The following is a 19,502-nucleotide window of genomic DNA, read 5'->3' as shown; positions in this document are numbered from 1 at the left end:
AACCATCATTGTAATTCGAGTTACCTTTTTCAAACCAGCAACAACTAAGATAACATAGTTAGCTAAAAAATAATAGTCTTTCTCGCATTTTGTAATCTTAATGTCAATTTGCCACTACTGATTTCAGTTTGCTTCTATAGTATATAACGACAAAAAAACGCTGAGCAAAATGCTCAACGTTTTTTCTAATCAGGATTAATCTTCGACCGGTTGGCCGCCATTTTTCTTGATAATTTCAGCTTGAACAGCCTTTGGTACCTTTTCATAATGGTCAAAGGCCATTGTGAAGGTCCCACGGCCTTGTGTTGCTGAACGTAAGGTCGTTGCATAACCAAACATTTCAGCTAACGGTACGAACGCATGGACTTCTTGAGCGTTCCCACGTTCTTCCATACCTTCGATCTTACCACGACGAGCGGTAACATGACCCATAATATCACCTAAGTAATCTTCTGGTGTCACAATATCAACCTTCATGATAGGTTCCAAGATAACTGGACCGGCAGTCTTAGTTGCATTCCGTAATGCGATTGAAGCGGCAATCTTGAAGGCTGCTTCACTAGAATCGACATCATGGTAAGAACCGTCGTATAACTTAGCTTTAACATCAACCAATGGGTAACCAGCTAACACACCGTTGGCCATTGATTCGCGTAAGCCTTGTTCAACTGAAGGAATATATTCACGTGGAACAACCCCACCGACGATGGCATCTTCGAATTCGAAGCCTTTACCTTCTTCGTTAGGTGTAAATTCAACCCAAACATCCCCATATTGACCTTTACCACCAGATTGGTGAACGAACTTACCTTGAACCTTAGTGGCCTTAGTAAAGCTTTCACGGTATGAAACTTGAGGTGCACCAACAGTTGCTTCAACGTTGAATTCACGACGCATCCGGTCAACAATGATGTCCAAATGTAATTCACCCATCCCAGCAATCAAAGTTTCACCAGTTTCAGGGTTAGTTTCAGCCTTGAAAGTTGGATCTTCTTCAGAAAGCTTTTGTAAAGCGACGTTCATCTTATCTTGGTCAGCTTTAGTCTTAGGTTCAACAGCAACCTGGATAACTGGATCTGGGAATTCCATTGATTCCAAATGATATGGATGTTCAATACTCGTTAATGAGTCCCCAGTAGTTGTATTCTTCAAACCAATTGCAGCGGCGATATCACCAGAGAAAACTTCTGGGATTTCTTTCCGTTGGTTAGAATGCATTTGAAGTAAACGACCAACCCGTTCACGTTTGTCTTTAGTTGCGTTTAACACGTATGAGCCAGATTCCAAGGTCCCTTGGTAAACCCGGATAAAGGTTAACCGACCAACGAATGGGTCAGTTGCAACTTTAAAGGCTAACGCAGCGAATGGTTTGTCATCGCCGGCGATTAAATCAATAGCTTCATCAGTTTCAGGATCAGTTGCTTTATAAGGCTTAACATCAAGTGGTGATGGTAAGTAGTCCACAACAGCATCCATTAACATCTGAACACCCTTATTCTTGAAGGCAGAACCAGCTAAAACTGGGAAGAATTCAAGGCTTAATGTTCCTTTACGGATTGCAGCTTTGATTTCAGCTTTAGAAACTTCTTCACCATTCAAGTACTTTTCCATGATGCCATCATCAATATCAGCTAACGCTTCAATCAAGTCATCACGAGCAGCTTGGGCTTCTTCTTTGTATTCATCAGGTACATCAACAGTATCCCATTCAGTCCCAAGCTTATCTTCGTCATAAAGGTCAGCCTTCATTTCGATTAAGTCAATGACACCTTCAAAGTTGTCTTCTGCCCCAATTGGTAATTGGATAGCATGCGCATTAGCTTGCAAACGATCACCGATCGTGCTTACTGAATACTTAAAGTCTGCCCCAATTTTGTCCATCTTGTTAACAAAGACAATCCGTGGCACGTTATAAGTTGATGCTTGACGCCAAACAGTTTCGGTTTGAGGTTCAACCCCTGATTGGGCATCCAAAACCGCAATGGCACCATCTAAAACCCGTAATGAACGTTCAACTTCAACAGTGAAGTCAACGTGTCCAGGGGTATCGATGATGTTAATCCGGTGGTCTTTCCACTCAGCAGTCGTTGCAGCAGAAGTAATAGTAATCCCACGTTCTTGTTCTTGGGCCATCCAGTCCATTTGTGAAGCCCCATCATGGGTTTCACCGATCTTATGGATTTTACCCGTATAGTACAAGATACGTTCAGTAGTAGTGGTCTTACCAGCATCGATATGAGCCATAATACCAATATTACGCGTCTTATCGAGTGAAAATTCTCTTGTATTAGCCATTAGTAAGTGTGTTACTCCTCTCAATTCAAATGGAATTAACAATGTAAACTTTTCTTCAAAAAATGGCTACTATATGCTCGCATATAATAGCCACCTTGTTGTTTCGTTTAGTTAAAGGCAACCCTTAACCAAACCATGGGAATATTACCAACGATAATGTGCAAAAGCACGGTTGGCTTCAGCCATTTTATGCGTATCTTCACGCTTCTTAACTGAGGCACCAGTATTGTTAGCAGCATCCATGATTTCACGAGCTAACCGGTCTGACATGGTGTGTTCACCACGTGAACGTGCGTATTGAACGATCCAACGAAGACCCAAAGTCGATTTACGATCTGGACGAACTTCGATAGGAACTTGATAGTTAGACCCACCAACCCGGCGAGCTTTAACTTCAAGTACTGGCATAACGTTCTTCATAGCTTCTTCGAAGACTTCTAAAGGTTCGTTACCAGTTTGTTCTTTAATTTGATCGAACGCATCATACAAGATTGTTGATGCAGTTCCGCGTTTACCATCTAACATTAAGTGGTTGATTAAACGCGTTACTAATTTTGAATCGTACATTGGATCAGGCAAAACTTCGCGCTTTGCGACATGTCCTCTTCTTGGCATTTAACTTACCTCCTTATTCCTTTGGCTTTTTAGTCCCGTACTTAGAACGGCTTTGGCGACGATCTTCGACACCAGCAGTATCTAAAGTACCACGGATAACATGATAACGAACACCAGGTAAATCCTTTACACGTCCACCACGAATTAAAACAACACTATGTTCTTGGAGGTTGTGACCAATACCAGGAATGTAAGCTGTAACTTCAATCAAGTTAGATAGACGGACACGCGCATACTTCCGTAAAGCCGAGTTAGGCTTCTTAGGAGTCATTGTGCCGACACGAGTAGCGACACCCCGTTTTTGTGGTGCTGGATTGTTAGTTTGAACCTTCTTGTAACTGTTATACCCAAAGTTCAAAGCTGGGGCGTTCGATTTTGATACTTTAGACTTACGGCCTTTGCGAATTAATTGATTAATTGTTGGCATGTTCTAAAGTGTCCTCCTTCCAAAATATCTGAGTTTTTAAGTCCACACATCCAGGTGGTTCTTTTTTTAATAAAAAATAACGCCTGAACGATGGCGGTTTTGCGCTTAGCCGACCAGTCAGCATGTCTGTATTCCTATACAGGAATCTGTCTGCAAAAAGCACCTTTACTAGATTACCATGATGTTCAGAGCGTGTCAATAAATGTTATAAGCTTTTCTTCACGTAATTATTGATTAGTGAGGAGGAATTTTTTTGTTACTTCTATTAAATAGTTACTTCTTTTTAACTGGCGCCTGCTTGGGGTCATTCATGACTTGCTGTGCTGACCGGCTCAGTACGAAGCAACCTTGGAATTGGTCGCAACGTTCTCGTTGTCCTCATTGCCAGACACAATTACGATACTGGCAACTTATCCCAATCATCGGCCTAATTTTGCAACGCGGGCATTGCCACACTTGCCACCAACCGATTAGTTGGACCTCAACTTGGATTGAATTAATCTGCGGTAGCCTACTACTTTATAACTGGCAAGCCTTATCCATGCTCACCATCGTCTGGTTAAGTTGCTACTTCGTCTTGATTTTCAACAGTCTCATGGATTACTACACCTTACAAGTCTACCCGCTGACGTTTATTTTACCGGCACTGCTCGGTCTTAGTCAACGCCACTTTATCTGGGATACTGCCTTATTACTCGTTTTAGGTCTAATAGTTGGCCTCTATTTAGTCGCCCGCTTGACCAACAAATTTGGCTTGGGTGACGTTGACGTGTTGTTGCTATTAAGTTGTGTGGCTTCCCCGACCCAAGTACTCACCAGCTTAACGTTAGCTGCCATTGGGGCCCTGGTTGTCTTAAGCCGACACCGACGACAACCGCTCCCCTTCGTACCTTTCATCAGTTGGGGCTTCATCCTGGTAACCCAGCTAGGCCTCGCTAATTGACACTAGCTCACAGTCAATCGGTGGGATCGTAATCGTGGCTATCTGATGAGTTGCATTCAGTTGGACCTGAAATTGGGCATATTTTTTTAGTGGTAACACATTTTCTTGATAGTTGCGCCAATTAATCGTCAACCAATTATGATGTGCGAGTTGTGTAAAAGAATTTTGATCCATTTGATAATGCGCGGGCAAGTTCAGGGCCATGCAGCGCGCTAAGTACCAATGGTAATTCACTTCCGGCGCCACGGTTAAAAAGACACTCGTGGTTAGTAAAGTTTGAAACACCGGTTGTAAGACCATTAGGCCCTCTACAATAATAATATCTGGCTGAGAAATCGTCTGTGACCGTTGCTGATCAATATCATTAATGGCATGATTGTACCTAGGAAGTGTTATTTGGTGCTTAGTCTGAACCTGCGTCACAAATTGCCGCATCAATGCAGCCTGATACGATTGTGGAAACCCTTTAACTGCCATTAGATGGTGGGCTTTCAAAACTGCATTTGGCAACAAGAAGTCATCCGTTGAGACTAGCACCGTCTGTGCCTTGGGTAACCGTTGTTGACAAAACCGTTGCAGCTGTTGTGCGAATGTGGTCTTTCCCGCCGCAACATTGCCAGTAATCCCAATCACGAGTGGTTGTGTCCCTATTTTTTCAGTCATTGTTGTGGCTAAAAGTTGCTGATAAAATTTGTCATTTGACGTGTACATGACGCCACCACCTTTAATTTCATTTTAGAGAGGAGCTCGTTTAAATGGATATTCATCAGATTCAATATCTAATCACGATTGTTGATAATGACTTCAACCTCACCAAGAGTGCGCGCGTCTTAAACGTGTCGCAACCTGCACTCAGTAAACTCATCAGTGAACTTGAAAACATTGAAAATGTTCGCATCTTTATTCGACGTAAAGGCCGCATCACTGGCTTAACCCCGGTTGGTAAAGATTTGATTCAAAACGGTCGGCAGGTCAGTCTCGATTACCAAGCGATGATGCAAAGTCTACGAGATCACGCGACCGTTCAAACCGGGAAGATTACAATTGGAATTGCGCCAGTGATTATTTCAACGGTCTTTAACCGTGCAATCCCAAAGTTCATTCAGGAAAATCCAACGATTCAACTAAAGATTGTTGAACGCGGTGCCTATGAACTACAAAAAATGCTCTTATTACAAGAAATTGATTTAGCAGTAATTGTTGCCCCAGCGACCTTTCCTGGTATTACCGAAACGATCCTTTACCGTGACTCAGTCGCTGTTTGGTTCAACAATCAGCATCGGTTCCATGATTTTCCAGGCGCAATTCCCTTCAACGAAGTCGGACAAGAACGGATTGTCACCCTTGATGATAGCTTTATGGTCACTTACCAAGTTAAGCAACGCTTTCAGCAACAAAAGATTCAACCCAACTTCTTCTTTCAAACCAGTTCTTGGGATTTAATTCTTAACATGTGCCAAGAAATGGACACTGTCGGTATTATTGCAGCCCCAATTGCTAGCAACTACGCCGGGACTAATATCGAGCATCGTGAATTTGATCCGGTTTTTCCTTGGAATATTAGCCTTTGTCGCTTTGGCGATGACTACACCAGTAATTTAGTGCATTACACCAGTGACTGGTTCACCAACTATTTCAAGCACACTCCGCGCCAAATAACGTCATCATAAAAATAACGAGGTTGGGATTAATTTTCCCAACCCCGTTATTTTTATGAGGTACTGTTAAACATCCTGCTAAGCGTTAACGGTTACCGCTTGTGTCGCTTGATTGGTAATATTCCCCATTAATGCTGGTTCAAAAATTCGGGCATCCATATAGTGTAAGTTGGGACTAATTTGTGGCATGAAATCCATTTGGTCTAAAACATCCGTGTGCAAATCCACTCCAGGTGCGATTTCAATTAATTCAATGCCCGTCGCCGTCAGTTGGAAGACAGCCCGTTCAGTCACATAGTAAATATGTTGCTGATTATTATACGCAACGGGGCCAGAGAAAGTAATTTGCTCCACATCCGTGACTAATTTATGCCGCCGACCTTCTTGGGTAATTTTTAATTGTCCATCACTCACTGTCGTCCGTAAACCGCCAGCGGTAAAAGTCCCCGTAAACACCACGGTCGGTGTATTTTGCGTAATGTTAACAAAGCCACCAGTCCCCGCAATCTTGGGTCCGAACTTTGAAACGTTGATGTTGCCGGCGTGGTCGAGTTCAGCTAAGCCTAGAAAGGCGATGTCAATACCGCCACCATCATAGAAATCAAACATGTACGGTTGATCAATCGTTGCTTCGGGCGCAATGGCACAGCCAAAGTCGCCACCACCCATTGGCACACCGCCAAACGTGCCTGGTTCAACGGTCGTGGTGATATCCTCAGCCGCCCCTTCTTCCTTCAGGACTAATGAGACCGTTTCTGGATATTTACCAATACCGTAATTCACAATTCGATCTTGATCGCCTTTAAACATCGCTGCCCGGCGCGCAATCACCTTTTTAGCATCTAACGCGACATTAATGGCTCCAGCTGGTTTGACGACATCCGCATCAATATAATCAGGATTGTATTGCGTGGTATTACTTTGCATGGTCATCGTTTCATCCGCAGTTTCGACCACGTAATCCACTAGCAAACTAGGAATTCGAATATCCTTTGGCCGCATCGCACCGGCTTTAACTACCCGTTTAACTTGCACGAAGACTTTACCACCGTTATTATGGGCGGCCATCGCAATTGAGGTCGATTCCAAGGTTAAGGGTTCATCATCAAAAGTGATATTGCCATTTTCATCAGCAAACGTCCCACGCAAGATGGCAATGTTAGGCCTAGGGACTTCATAAGCGAGGTAATCAGCGCCATGAATCTTAATTTTAGAAACCAAATCATGTGCCTGGGCAGCTTCGTTCAGCTTGCCGCCTTCAACATCGGGATCAACGAACGTCCCAAGACCAACCCGACTAATTTGAATTGGTTTGTGTGCAGCCGAATCCCGGAAGATTTGCGACAAAACGCCTTGTGGAAAGTTATAAGCTTCAAAGTCATTGGCCGCCACTAGCGGTTCCAATTGTGGCGCTAATCCCCAGTGACCACCAACGATTCGACGCAGTAACCCTTTGACTGCCAAGTTATTGGTCCCTTTGTTGGCACCATCGCCAATTCCAGAAGCATGCCAAATGGCTAATTGGGCTGGATGACCCTCGGTATCAAACCGTTTCCGAATACTCCGTAAAATTTCTTCCGCAACATCAGACCCTAAGAAGCCTTCTAAAGCGATGGTTGCATCATCGGGAATTAATTGGGCTGCTGCATCGCTATTAATAAATTGCACTGACATTTCTAACACCTCATTTTCAAGATTAAACAACCATCGATTAACGCAACGGGTCGTTATGTTATGGTTCTAATTTCTTCAAAGCTTCCAAATCAACAGCTTTAATATCGGCTCCAGGAACCTCGAAACCATTCAATTGTAAGAATTCACGGCGGAATTCAGCATAACCGGTTAAATCAGAATTAAAGTTTTCTGGCGTAATCTTCGTCATGAGTTCGGCTACCTTGGCTTGAATATCAGCACGTTGTTCCCATGCATCTGGCCGTAAGCGACCTTGATCGTCAACTTCTCTTAAATCGCCATAAACCATGTCACGGAATAACCGATCTTTATGCATAATTGGTGTTTCATGTGTCCCAGTCGTTTCTTCAACTTTGTATAACGCGATGCAATACAGTGGGAAGATTGGGATAACGACTGAGGCCTTTGTCGTAACCGCCCGTGAGACTGAAATTAAGGCTTCGCCGTTTAAATCATTCAAGGTCTTTTGAATTTTGTGAGATGAAGCTTCCGCAGCATCTTTCGCAGCGCCTAAAGTTCCTTCATGATAGAACGCGTAGGTACTCTTAGGACCGATGTATGAATATAAAATGGTCTTAAAGCCTTCAGCTAACACCCCGGCAGCTTTCAATTCGTTAACCCAAATCTCCCAGTCTTCGCCGCCCATCACATGCTTCGTCGCTTCAACTTCTTCAGGCGTTGCTGGTTCAACAGTTTGATCAAATAATTCGTTTTCTTCCATATTGATATTTTGACCAGTCACTGGTTCGCCAACTGATTTAATGACCGAACGCCAAGTTTCATCTGGGTTAGCTGGATTAGTCCGTTTTGGCGCTGCAACTGAATAAACTAACAAATCAATCTTGCCACCAAATTCAGCTTTAATGTACGCAATAACTTGGTCTTTCATCGCTTGTGTAAAACAGTCACCGTTAAAGTTCTTACCAATGAGACCTGCTTTTTCAGCCGCTTCCCGGAAATAAACGTTGTTGTACCAACCAGCTGTGCCGAGCATCTTCTCATCACGTGGGGCCCGTTCGTAAGAAATACTAATGGTATCGGCGCCTTGACCAAAGGCTGTCGTAATCCGACTTGCTAAGCCATAACTGGAAGAGCCACCAACGATTAAGGCTTTCTTCGCCCCGGCATAGTGCCCTTTACCTTGGACATACGCAATTTGATTCAGGATTTCTTGTCGACAGCCTTCTGGATTTACTGAACGTGCCACGTTACCTTTTAATTTTTCGGTTAATTGAACCATTGTTGTTTCTGACATTATAAAAACCACCTTTGTTAGTTTAACAATTAGTCGTGCTAGGATTGGCTCGGGCCAGTTTCAGTGAAAGTACTCGTTGGTCAGCAACGGGAACCGAAACCGCTAAGCAATGATGCCAGCGACTATTGAATTTTTTATGTTAGATAATTAAGCTATTCACATTAGTCATCAACTTGCGGCCGGGACAACTAATTATCTCCATCCACAATGTAAGCCCTTTCTAAGGCATTCACCACTATCATTTTTTTATCATACATATAACTACAAGTTATACAGCCGTCAAAACGGGGATTGATTGATATTTTTTCACAATCTTTTTTTAGCTACCTCAGAAAAAAATGAGCCAATCGGCGTTGGTCACTTCAGTGAGGGCTGTCCTCCCCGCAAGAAAAGTGGTCGTCATTCTCAAAGCAAGAATGACGACCACTTTTCAGGTTCATGCGCAAACGATTGTCTCACGTGCTAAGCCATCAGATAGCCATTATAACCCGAAGAAGCCTTTATATAGAAAGATTCCAATGATTGCGCCAACGATTGATGCTAAAACTGGTACCCAGCTATAACCCCAATGAGAGCTCCCTTTATTAGGAACTGGTAACAGCGCATGAACAATCCGGGGACCTAAATCTCGCGCCGGATTTAAGGCTGGTCCGGTTGGGCCCCCTACAGAGATCACTAAAGTCGCGATCAAACACCCAACGCCGATGTTAGCAATATCGATATTTTGATGGAAGAACATACCACGATATAAGCCCATCGCTCCAAAAACTAACACGGCCGTGCCAATCAGTTCCGTGACAAACCCATTAAGATTGCTTTGCGTTGCGTCTCCCGTTGAAAATGTGCCTAAAATTGCAGCTGCATCATGGCTCTGCCGATAATGCGGCCAATAAATAGCTAACACCAGCAGTTGTCCTGCCATCGCACCCAAAAATTGGTAACCTAGATAAGGTAACACTTGTGTCCACGGGAAGATACCGGCACAGGCCTCTGCAATTGTAATTGCTGGATTTAAATGATTGCCAGAAATCGAACCGAACATCATCGCTGGTAGCATGACACCCAGACCGTATCCAATCGCAATAAACAACCAGCCGCCATTACTTTGACCCAACTTACCATTGCCAGTGGTAGCTGGTAAAAATGAATTTGCCACCGCACCATTCCCAAATAAAACTAAAATTAAAGTCCCAAAAAACTCCGCCGCATAACTCGCTGGCCAATTACCACTCATTATAAAAACCTCCTTCAAATTGACGATTGCTTTAAACACGTCGAACTATACCGGAGTCATTTAAGCAAGTAAACACTGATATTTTTTCATAACTGGCATAACTATATGTTATAGTGAGGCGCCGCAATGCTTGCTAGTCGTTCATTAGTTCCTTTATTCACAATATTTGCCATTATTTTTTTATTGTCCCGCTTTACCAGACTGACAGAACCTTGTTTTACTGGGATTTATTAAACTTGATCAGTTGTTATAAATTCACTATCGGGTTGCAATTTTTGAAATACCCGTTATGATTAAGCGTGAAAGTACTCGTTGGTAACCTCTGAATTTGTGAAAGGAAGTTATTAACATGTTAAAACTCAATACTTACGAAAATATCTTATTAGACGTCCAAGCTGGCATCGCTACCTTGACTATCAACCGGCCAAAATCAATGAATGCCTTGAACACTGCAACCTTAAACGACATTGGTGCCGCCTTAGATGTCATTAAAGCCAATGCGGATACTATCAAGGTTGTCATTATTACTGGCGCTGGTCCTAAAGCTTTCGTGGCTGGTGCTGATATTGCTGAAATGCGTGATATGAATTCATTAGCAGCGGCTGAACTTTCGAAAACAGCGCATGCGACATTTGGCCGCATTGAAAACCTGTCTCAATTAACGATTGCTGCCGTCAACGGCTATTGCCTAGGCGGTGGGTTGGAACTCGCTGCTTCTTGCGATATTCGCGTTGTTTCAGACCGGGCTAAATTCGGTCAACCGGAAGTTACTTTAGGTATCGTACCTGGCTTTGGTGGGACCCAACGTTTAACCCGCTTAGTTGGCCGTGGTAAGGCTAAAGAAATGATTGCGATGGGAACGATGGTTGATGCGCAAGAAGCTTATCGGATTGGGATCGCTGAAGAAATCGCAACCCCTGATGAATTGATGGCTAAGGTCGATAAAATTGCTCAAACGGTTATGAAGAACGGCCTCATTGCGGTCGGCATGGCTAAATACGTTATCGACCGGGCAGCTGACTTACCATTAGACACTGCCATTGATTTTGAAACCCAGATGTGGGCACAGACCTTTGCAACTGCTGATCAAACGGAAGGCATGACCGCCTTTCTTGAGAAACGACCAGCCACTTTTCCTGGAAAATAAGTAACGATTGAATTAAAAAAGGCATCTGGGCAAAAACCCAGATGCCTTTTTAGCGCCTCATTTTTCCGCACAGCAAGGTCGGCTCAAAGACTATCCCCGTCTTTGGGCCGACCCCCGTCCTTTATTAGGTTATGCCGTGACTGGTCGTTGCGCAGGAATAGCTTGCGCTTCCCCACTTGTTACGACTTCTCCATTTTGATTCGTCACCGTTGTTGCTAAGGTCACAATTTTAAAATGCGGTTTAGCTTCAATTTTTGTCACCGTCACTTTAACAACTAAAACGTCATCAAAGTAAACCGGATGGCTGAACCGCAGACTCTGATTCAGATAAATTGCACCAGGTCCTGGCATTTTCATCCCAACACATGCCGAGATCATACCGGCAGAAATCATGCCATGCGCAATACGACGATGGAAACGCGTCTGCTTCGCAAAACTTTCATTCATATGCATCGAATTGTAATCCCCCGTAACCCGGGCAAAATCATCCACATCGGTCTCAGTGACCCGTTTAGAAAACTCCCCAACCATGCCAATCGCGATCACGTCATCGTAAATACTCTGATATTCTGTCATTTTACTTACCTCCAACTTATTCAACCTTGCATCAGCTGATTTCAAATTCATTATAGCCTGATTGTGATTAAATACACAATACCAGTTAATTATAGGCGGCATAACTTTTGGTAACGGTTACAATTTTATGTACGAAAAAGAGCCGACTCAGCGGCCGACTCTCATTGCGCTACTTAGCAATTACTTGCTAGCATCTTGTTCTTGCATTTGTTTTTCAAGATCACTGATTGAGTAAACCCCATCAGCCACGTTGCCAACTTCCTTAGGCTTGATATGACGGTAACCCGGCATACCAGTCCCAGCAGGAATGATCTTACCAATAATGACATTTTCTTTCAGACCGATCAATGGATCGTTCTTACCACGAATAGCCGCATCAGTTAAGACCCGTGTTGTTTCCTGGAATGACGCCGCTGATAAGAAACTATTCGTTTCCAAGGCAGCTTTGGTAATCCCAAGAATAACTGGCCGTGACGTTGCTGGAATTCCACCAGCAATTAACGTCTTGTAGTTTTCATCTTTAAAATCAGCAATATCCATCAAGGTCCCAGGTAAGACATCCGTATCACCCGGATCCATGATCCGAACTTTACGCAGCATCTGACGAATCATGATTTCAACGTGCTTATCACCAATTTCAACCCCTTGCATCCGATAAACGCGTTGCACTTCACGGAGTAAGTAGTTTTCAGTTGATAAGACATCGCGAATTTGAAGTAATTGTTTAGGATCAATTGACCCAACGTTCAACGCTGCACCACGATGAATGAAGTCACCTTCACTAACCGCCATCCGCGCTGTTAACGGTAACGTATAAGTCCGGGTATCAGTTTCACCCTTAACCGTAACTTCTTTCGTCCGTTCCGCAGGATTTTCTTCAATTGATTCAACCGTCCCAGTTACTTCAGTAACTTCGGCACGCCCTTTAGGATTACGTGATTCAACAATTTCTTGAACCCGTGGCAACCCTTGGGTAATATCGTCTCCGGCAACCCCACCAGTATGGAAAGTCCGCATTGTTAACTGCGTCCCGGGTTCACCGATTGATTGTGCCGCAACGGTCCCAACAGCTTCACCGACTTCAACTTCGTCACCAGTAGCCATGTTACGGCCATAACAGTGTTCACAAACCCCATGTTTCGTGTTGCAAGTGAAGGCCGAACGAATCGTCACTTCAGTTACACCGGCTTCAACAATCGTTTGTGCTAAGTCTTCATCGATCATAACGTTGTTACCAACAATTTCTTCATGCGTTTCAGGATTAAAGACGGTCTTCATCGTGTAACGACCTAGAATCCGATCATATAATGGTTCGATAACTTCGTTACCATCCATGATGGCTTCGATTCGTAACCCACGGTCAGTCCCACAATCCTTTTCACGCACAATAACATCTTGAGCCACATCGACAAGTCGACGTGTCAAGTAACCAGAGTTGGCAGTCTTCAAGGCCGTATCAGTCATCCCTTTACGAGCCCCATGGGTTGAAATAAACATTTCCAAGACTGAGAGTCCTTCACGGAAGTTAGAAAGAATAGGTAGTTCCATGATCTTCCCATTAGGAGCGGCCATCAAACCACGCATCCCAGCTAACTGCGTAAAGTTAGAAATGTTCCCACGCGCACCAGAATCACTCATCATAAAGATTGGGTTATCTGGGCTAAAACTATCAATTAGTTTTTGTTGGATTTGGTCTTTAGCATCGTTCCAGACACCAATGACCCGTTCATAACGTTCATCATCCGTAATTAAACCACGACGGAATTGTTTTGAAATCGTGTTAACTTGCTTATGTGCTGCATCGATGATTTCTGGCTTTTCTTTCAAGTCGGTCACATCGGCAACCCCAACCGTCAAACCAGACTTAGTTGAAATGTTATAACCTAAGTCCTTCATACGGTCAAGCAAGAGTGACGTTGCCGTCACATGGTATTGCTTGTAAACTTCCGCGATAATATCTGCTAAGAAACCCTTCTTAAATGGCATGATTAAGTCTTGACCATCTAAGAAATCATGAATGTTTTCACCAGGCTTCAAGAAATACTTGGCAGGTGTGCCATCAATCAAATTATCATTCGTCGGTTCGTTCAAGTATGGGAACTTACCAGGCAAAATGTTATTGAAGATTGCTTTACCAACCGTGGTAACTAAGACTTCTTGCTTCTGTTCGTCGTTGAAAGGCTTGTCAGTCATTGATGAAGCTTGAATCCCAACCCGACTGTGCATGTGCACGTAGCCAGCTTGATAAGCTTTTTGAGCTTCATTCAAGTCTTTAAAAATCATGCCTTCGCCTTCACGACCAACTTCTTCAGTCGTCAAGTAGTAGTTACCAATAACCATATCTTGTGATGGTGTAACCACTGGCTTACCATCTTTAGGTGCCAAGATATGATGCGCAGCTAACATTAATAGCCGAGCTTCAGCTTGTGCTTCGTCTGATAAAGGTAAATGGATGGCCATTTGGTCCCCATCGAAATCGGCATTGTAAGCTTCACAAGCCAATGGATGTAACCGCATTGCTTTACCACTAACCAAGACTGGTTCGAACGCTTGAATCCCTAAACGGTGAAGTGTAGGGGCCCGGTTTAAGAGCACTGGATGTTCTTTAATGACGTCTTCTAAGACACCCCAAACATCGTCGTCCGCACGTTCAATCTTCCGCTTAGCATTCTTGATGTTAGACGCTAATTCGCGTTTAACCAATTCTTTCATGATGAAAGGCTTGAAGAGTTCCAACGCCATTTGACGTGGTAACCCCATTTGGTTCATCTTCAAGAATGGACCAACGTCAATAACAGAACGCCCAGAATAATCAACCCGCTTACCAAGTAAGTTTTGACGGAACCGCCCTTGCTTCCCCTTCAACATATGTGAGAGGGACTTCAATGGCCGATTACCAGGTCCAGCAACGGGACGCCCACGCCGACCATTATCAATCAAAGCGTCAACGGCTTCTTGTAACATCCGCTTTTCGTTTTGAACAATAATACCAGGCGCATTCAAATCTAATAAGCGTTTCAACCGGTTGTTACGGTTGATAACCCGCCGGTACAAATCATTCAAGTCAGAAGTGGCAAAACGCCCACCTTCCAATTGAACCATTGGTCGTAAGTCCGGGGGAATGACCGGAATCGCATCCATGACCATCCAAGCAGGTTCATTACCAGAGGTAACAAACGCTTCGATGATATCTAGACGACGAACGGCCCGCGTCCGCTTTTGACCAGAAGCATCTTTTAAAGCTTCCTTTAAATCACGCGCTTCTTTTTCAAGTTCAACGTTATTTAAAAGACGCTTAATTGCTTCAGCACCCATTTCGGCATCAAATTCATTACCGTATTGGGCTTTCTTTTCACGGTATTCACGTTCAGAAAGCAATTGCTTCTTTTCAAGTGGCGTGTTACCAGGTTCGATAACAACGTATGAAGCGAAGTAAATGATTTCTTCAAGTGCCCGAGGGCTCATGTCTAAAACTAAGCCCATCCGGCTAGGAATTCCCTTAAAGTACCAGATGTGTGTCACTGGTGCGGCAAGTTCAATATGACCCATCCGTTCGCGACGAACTTTACTACGAGTCACTTCAACCCCACAACGGTCACAGACAATACCCTTATAACGAATCCGTTTGTACTTACCACAAGCACATTCCCAATCCTTAGTAGGACCGAAGATACGTTCATCAAACAGACCGTCTTTTTCAGGTTTCAATGTCCGGTAGTTAATGGTTTCCGGCTTTTTAACTTCGCCATATGACCAGCTACGAATCTTGTCTGGTGATGCCAGACCGATTTGCATGCTTTCAAACTTGTTGACATCGATCAAAGGACCGACCTCCCTTTTTATTGATTATCCTGGTGAGCGTTTGTTGTTTCTGAAGCTGCTGGCTTGTCAGCCTTAGCTGGTTTTTCAGCGGCTTTTTGTTCTTGTTCTTGCTGGAATTTGCTCAAGGCATCCACGTTAACGACATCATCGTCATCGTCATCCATATCCCGCAATTCAATTTCTTTATCTTCTGCATCAAGGACCTTCATATCAAGACCTAATGCTTGTAATTCCTTAACCAAAACTCGGAATGATTCTGGCACTCCTGGCTTAGGAATTGGTTCGCCCTTAACGATGGCTTCATAGGTCTTAACCCGACCAACCACGTCATCAGACTTGTAAGTCAAGATTTCTTGCAAGGTATAAGCAGCCCCATAAGCTTCCAAGGCCCAAACTTCCATTTCACCGAAACGCTGACCCCCAAATTGCGCTTTCCCACCAAGTGGTTGTTGCGTTACTAAAGAGTATGGTCCGATGGAACGAGCATGGATCTTATCGTCAACCATGTGACTAAGCTTCATATAGTGCATAACCCCAACGGCAATTCGTTTGTCGAATGGTTCACCGGTCCGACCATCATAAACAACGGTCTTCCCATCTTGATCCATCCCAGCTTCACGAACGGCTTTCCAAATATCAGAATCACGCGCCCCATCAAAGACTGGTGTTGCCATATGAATGCCTAACTTACGAGCAGCCATCCCTAAATGCAATTCCAAAACTTGACCAATGTTCATCCGGGAAGGAACCCCCATGGGACTCAACATGATATCAATTGGGGTACCATCTGGCATGTACGGCATGTCTTCTTCAGGAACCACGATTGAAACAGTCCCCTTATTACCATGTCGTCCGGCCATCTTATCCCCAACTTGAATCTTCCGCTTTTGTGCAATGTAAACGCGGACCATCATGTTAACGCCAGGTGATAATTCATCCCCGTTTTCACGCGTAAAGATCTTAACATCTTGAACAATTCCACCACCACCATGTGGTACCCGGAGTGAGGTGTCACGAACTTCACGGGCCTTTTCACCAAAGATTGCGTGCAACAAACGTTCTTCAGCTGATAATTCCGTAACCCCTTTAGGCGTTACCTTACCAACTAGAATGTCACCATCTTTAACTTCAGCACCAACGCGGATAATCCCATCTTCGTCAAGGTTCTTTAAAGCATCTTCCCCAACGTTAGGAATTTCACGGGTCATTTCTTCAGGTCCAAGCTTAGTGTCACGCGCTTCTGATTCATATTCTTCAATATGGATTGACGTGTAAACATCTTCGCGAACCAACCGTTCATTAATAATGATGGCATCTTCGAAGTTATAACCATTCCAAGTCATGAAGGCAACTAATGGGTTTTGCCCTAAAGCTAATTCCCCGCCTTCCATGGCTGGACCATCGGCTAAGACTTCATCGTTGTCAACATGATCGCTGACTTTGACAATTGGCCGTTGGTTATAGTTCTTACCACCATTAGAACGACGGAATTTCATTAATTTGTAGGTATCTAATGACCCATCGTCACGGCGAACGCGAATTTCACGCGCATCAACATATTCAACCGTTCCTTCATGCTTATTAATTAAAGCAATCCCAGAGTCATGCGCTGCCTTGTATTCAATCCCAGTCCCAACTAATGGCGCATGGGGATCAACCAAAGGCACCGCTTGTCGTTGCATATTGGCACCCATGAGGGCCCGGTTAGAGTCATCGTTTTCCAAGAAAGGAATACATGCGGTGGCTACGGCAACAACTTGCTTAGGCGAAACGTCCATGTAATCGACATTTTCGATTGAAGTTTCCAAGTTTTCTTCCTTTTCACGGGCCAAAACGGTATCTTCAACGAATGAACCATCATCGTTTAATGGGGAGTTAGCTTGGGCAATGACAAATTGATCTTCTTCATCGGCAGCTAAATAGTCAATCTTGTCAGTAACCTTATGTGTGGTCCAATCGACCCGTCGATAAGGCGTTTCGATAAACCCATAACGGTTAACCTTGGCATATGATGACAAACTATTAATCAACCCGATATTGGGACCTTCAGGCGTTTCGATTGGGCACATCCGACCATAATGGGTATAATGCACGTCTCGAACTTCATAACCGGCCCGATCACGCGTCAAACCACCAGGTCCTAAGGCTGATAAACGCCGTTTATGCGTTAATTCACCTAAGGGGTTCGTTTGATCCATGAATTGAGACAATTGTGAAGACCCAAAGAATTCCTTGATTGAAGCAACAACTGGGCGAATATTAATTAATTGTTGTGGGGTAACGGTTGCTGCATCTTGGATTGACATCCGTTCACGAACAACCCGTTCCATCCGTGATAACCCGATTCGGAATTGGTTTTGTAACAATTCACCAACTGAACGAATCCGACGGTTACCCAAGTGATCAATATCATCAGTCGTGCCTAAACCTTCACGCAAGTTAAAGAAGTAATTAATAGAAGCAATGATATCAGCTGGCACAATGTGCTTGAACTTCAAATCAATATTGCCATTACCAATGACATTCACAACTTTTTCAGGATCATTTTGTGAATAGACTTTAACGACTTGCAAGACCATTGGATTCGTCACAACAGCTTCATCAGATGGCGTATAAGTAACCGTCTTAAAGTCGTCACGTTCCAAGTAATCGCCAAGTTTAGCCATGACATTCTTATCAATGACATCACCCTTTTGCGCAATAACTTCACCAGTATCTGGATCAGCTAAAGTTTCGGCTAAGGTTTGACCCATTAAACGCGTCTTCATGCTGAGCTTCTTGTTAACCTTATAACGGCCAACGGGTGCAAAGTCATAACGTTTAGGATCAAAGAACCGTGCCGTTAAAAGGCTCCGTGAACTATCAGCAGTCTTGGGTTCGCCAGGACGTAGCCGTTCATAAATATCTTTTAACGATTCTTCAACACGGGAATCATCCGTATTCTTATGCACGTCTTTTTCCAACGTTAATAGCAAACTGTCAGTTTCACCTAACATTTCGATAATATCGTCATCAGAACCATAACCTAAAGCCCGAACTAATTCCGTTAATGGAATTTTCCGAGTCCGGTCAATCCGAACGTACGAAATTTGTTTGGCGTCAGTTTCTAATTCAAGCCAGGCCCCACGGTTAGGAATCACCGTCGTACCATAACTAGGACGACCATTTTTATCTAATTCTTCATTAAAGTAAACACCGGGTGAACGAACCAATTGTGAAACAATGACCCGTTCGGCACCGTTAATGATAAAGGTCCCTTGTTCAGTCATTAATGGGAAATCGCCAAAGAATACATCTTGCGATTTAATTTCACCAGTTTCATGGTTAGTCAATCGTAAAGTCACATGCAGTGGTGCGGAATAATTCGCATCATGTTCACGGGCTTCATCGACGGTGTACTTTGGTTCTAATAGTTGATAGTCGACAAATTCAAGTGAAAGTTTTCCTGCAAAATCGTCGATTGGCAAAATATCTTCAAACATTTCCCGGAGACCTTCATCCAAGAACCACTGATATGAATCAGATTGGATTTCGATCAAGTTAGGCAAATCAAGAACTTCCTTGATACGTGCATAACTTCTACGGGTACGGTGTTTACCGTATTTAACTAAATGTCCGGCCAAGTTGTTCACCCCTTCTTATTATTCCGTGCCTCGACCCTCATCGCTTATATTACATTTATGTTACAAATGCACTAAAAACCGAATTTTGGGCATAAAAAAACCAAAAATAGTCATTTAAGTTGGACTATTTTTGGGATTATATTAACAAACCGCGCAGACAATAGATTGCGCGTTTGTTCGAGTTCACGGTTACAGACAAGTTATAATATACAACG

At 43.6% G+C, this 19,502-nt stretch carries 13 protein-coding genes; 3 read left to right on the top strand and 10 right to left on the bottom strand.

Going from position 1 to position 19,502, the window contains the following annotated elements:
• Positions 1-195: 195 nt before the first annotated feature.
• The 3 genes from fusA to rpsL all read right to left on the bottom strand — a co-directional run bounded on the left by fusA (position 196) and on the right by rpsL (position 3,337).
• Positions 196-2,295 carry an elongation factor G gene (gene fusA, locus C5Z26_RS11855; protein WP_105450095.1) on the bottom strand — a complete coding sequence of 700 codons (2,100 nt, stop codon included), beginning with the start codon at positions 2,293-2,295 and terminating at the stop codon, positions 196-198.
• Positions 2,296-2,439: 144 nt separating this feature from the next.
• A complete protein-coding gene (gene rpsG / locus C5Z26_RS11850) occupies positions 2,440-2,910 on the bottom strand; it encodes a 30S ribosomal protein S7 (protein ID WP_105450094.1) in 471 nt (156 codons plus the stop codon).
• A 13-nt stretch (positions 2,911-2,923) separates the two neighbouring features.
• On the bottom strand, positions 2,924-3,337 hold the full coding sequence (gene rpsL, locus C5Z26_RS11845; RefSeq protein WP_105450093.1) for a 30S ribosomal protein S12: 414 nt from the start codon (positions 3,335-3,337) through the stop codon (positions 2,924-2,926).
• 253 nt (positions 3,338-3,590) lie between these two features.
• On the opposite strand from rpsL, the gene C5Z26_RS11840 reads away from it, so the two are divergent.
• Complete coding sequence (locus C5Z26_RS11840; protein ID WP_234005693.1) at positions 3,591-4,280, top strand: prepilin peptidase; 690 nt, start codon at positions 3,591-3,593, stop codon at positions 4,278-4,280.
• On the opposite strand, the gene C5Z26_RS11835 is transcribed toward C5Z26_RS11840, so the two are convergent.
• Complete coding sequence (locus C5Z26_RS11835; RefSeq protein WP_105450092.1) at positions 4,263-4,991, bottom strand: type I pantothenate kinase; 729 nt, start codon at positions 4,989-4,991, stop codon at positions 4,263-4,265. The two genes, C5Z26_RS11840 and C5Z26_RS11835, sit on opposite strands and share 18 nt — an antisense overlap.
• Before the next feature lie 44 nt (positions 4,992-5,035).
• Between C5Z26_RS11835 and C5Z26_RS11830 the strand changes: the two genes are divergently transcribed.
• Positions 5,036-5,950 (top strand): LysR family transcriptional regulator, encoded by a 915-nt coding sequence (locus C5Z26_RS11830; RefSeq protein WP_105450091.1) that lies wholly within the window; start codon positions 5,036-5,038, stop codon positions 5,948-5,950.
• A gap of 66 nt (positions 5,951-6,016) precedes the next feature.
• Here C5Z26_RS11830 and C5Z26_RS11825 read toward each other — a convergent pair whose 3' ends face one another.
• The 3 genes from C5Z26_RS11825 to C5Z26_RS11815 all read right to left on the bottom strand — a co-directional run bounded on the left by C5Z26_RS11825 (position 6,017) and on the right by C5Z26_RS11815 (position 10,119).
• Positions 6,017-7,612, bottom strand: coding sequence for an acyl CoA:acetate/3-ketoacid CoA transferase (locus C5Z26_RS11825; protein ID WP_105450090.1), 1,596 nt, complete (start codon positions 7,610-7,612; stop codon positions 6,017-6,019).
• A 58-nt stretch (positions 7,613-7,670) separates the two neighbouring features.
• Complete coding sequence (fabV, locus tag C5Z26_RS11820) at positions 7,671-8,885, bottom strand: enoyl-ACP reductase FabV (RefSeq protein WP_105450089.1); 1,215 nt, start codon at positions 8,883-8,885, stop codon at positions 7,671-7,673.
• A 481-nt stretch (positions 8,886-9,366) separates the two neighbouring features.
• Entirely contained in the window at positions 9,367-10,119 is a 753-nt protein-coding gene (locus tag C5Z26_RS11815; RefSeq protein WP_105450088.1) for an MIP/aquaporin family protein, read from the bottom strand.
• A 349-nt stretch (positions 10,120-10,468) separates the two neighbouring features.
• Here C5Z26_RS11815 and C5Z26_RS11810 point away from each other — a divergent pair, with 349 nt between their 5' ends.
• Positions 10,469-11,266 (top strand): enoyl-CoA hydratase-related protein, encoded by a 798-nt coding sequence (locus C5Z26_RS11810; RefSeq protein WP_105450087.1) that lies wholly within the window; start codon positions 10,469-10,471, stop codon positions 11,264-11,266.
• Positions 11,267-11,395: 129 nt separating this feature from the next.
• On the opposite strand, the gene C5Z26_RS11805 is transcribed toward C5Z26_RS11810, so the two are convergent.
• The 3 genes from C5Z26_RS11805 to rpoB all read right to left on the bottom strand — a co-directional run bounded on the left by C5Z26_RS11805 (position 11,396) and on the right by rpoB (position 19,287).
• On the bottom strand, positions 11,396-11,842 hold the full coding sequence (locus C5Z26_RS11805; protein ID WP_105450086.1) for a MaoC family dehydratase: 447 nt from the start codon (positions 11,840-11,842) through the stop codon (positions 11,396-11,398).
• A gap of 180 nt (positions 11,843-12,022) precedes the next feature.
• Positions 12,023-15,664, bottom strand: coding sequence for a DNA-directed RNA polymerase subunit beta' (gene rpoC / locus C5Z26_RS11800; RefSeq protein WP_105450085.1), 3,642 nt, complete (start codon positions 15,662-15,664; stop codon positions 12,023-12,025).
• 17 nt (positions 15,665-15,681) lie between these two features.
• The gene (rpoB, locus tag C5Z26_RS11795) at positions 15,682-19,287 is read right to left on the bottom strand and encodes a DNA-directed RNA polymerase subunit beta (protein ID WP_105450084.1); all 3,606 of its coding nucleotides are present in this window, start codon (positions 19,285-19,287) and stop codon (positions 15,682-15,684) included.
• Positions 19,288-19,502: the final 215 nt, after the last annotated feature.

The organism is Lactobacillus sp. CBA3606 (genome assembly GCF_002970935.1).
Lineage (GTDB): Bacteria > Bacillota > Bacilli > Lactobacillales > Lactobacillaceae > Lactiplantibacillus.
The sequence above is the reverse complement of the archived record's forward strand: the minus strand, read 5'-3'. Positions and strand labels throughout refer to the sequence as shown.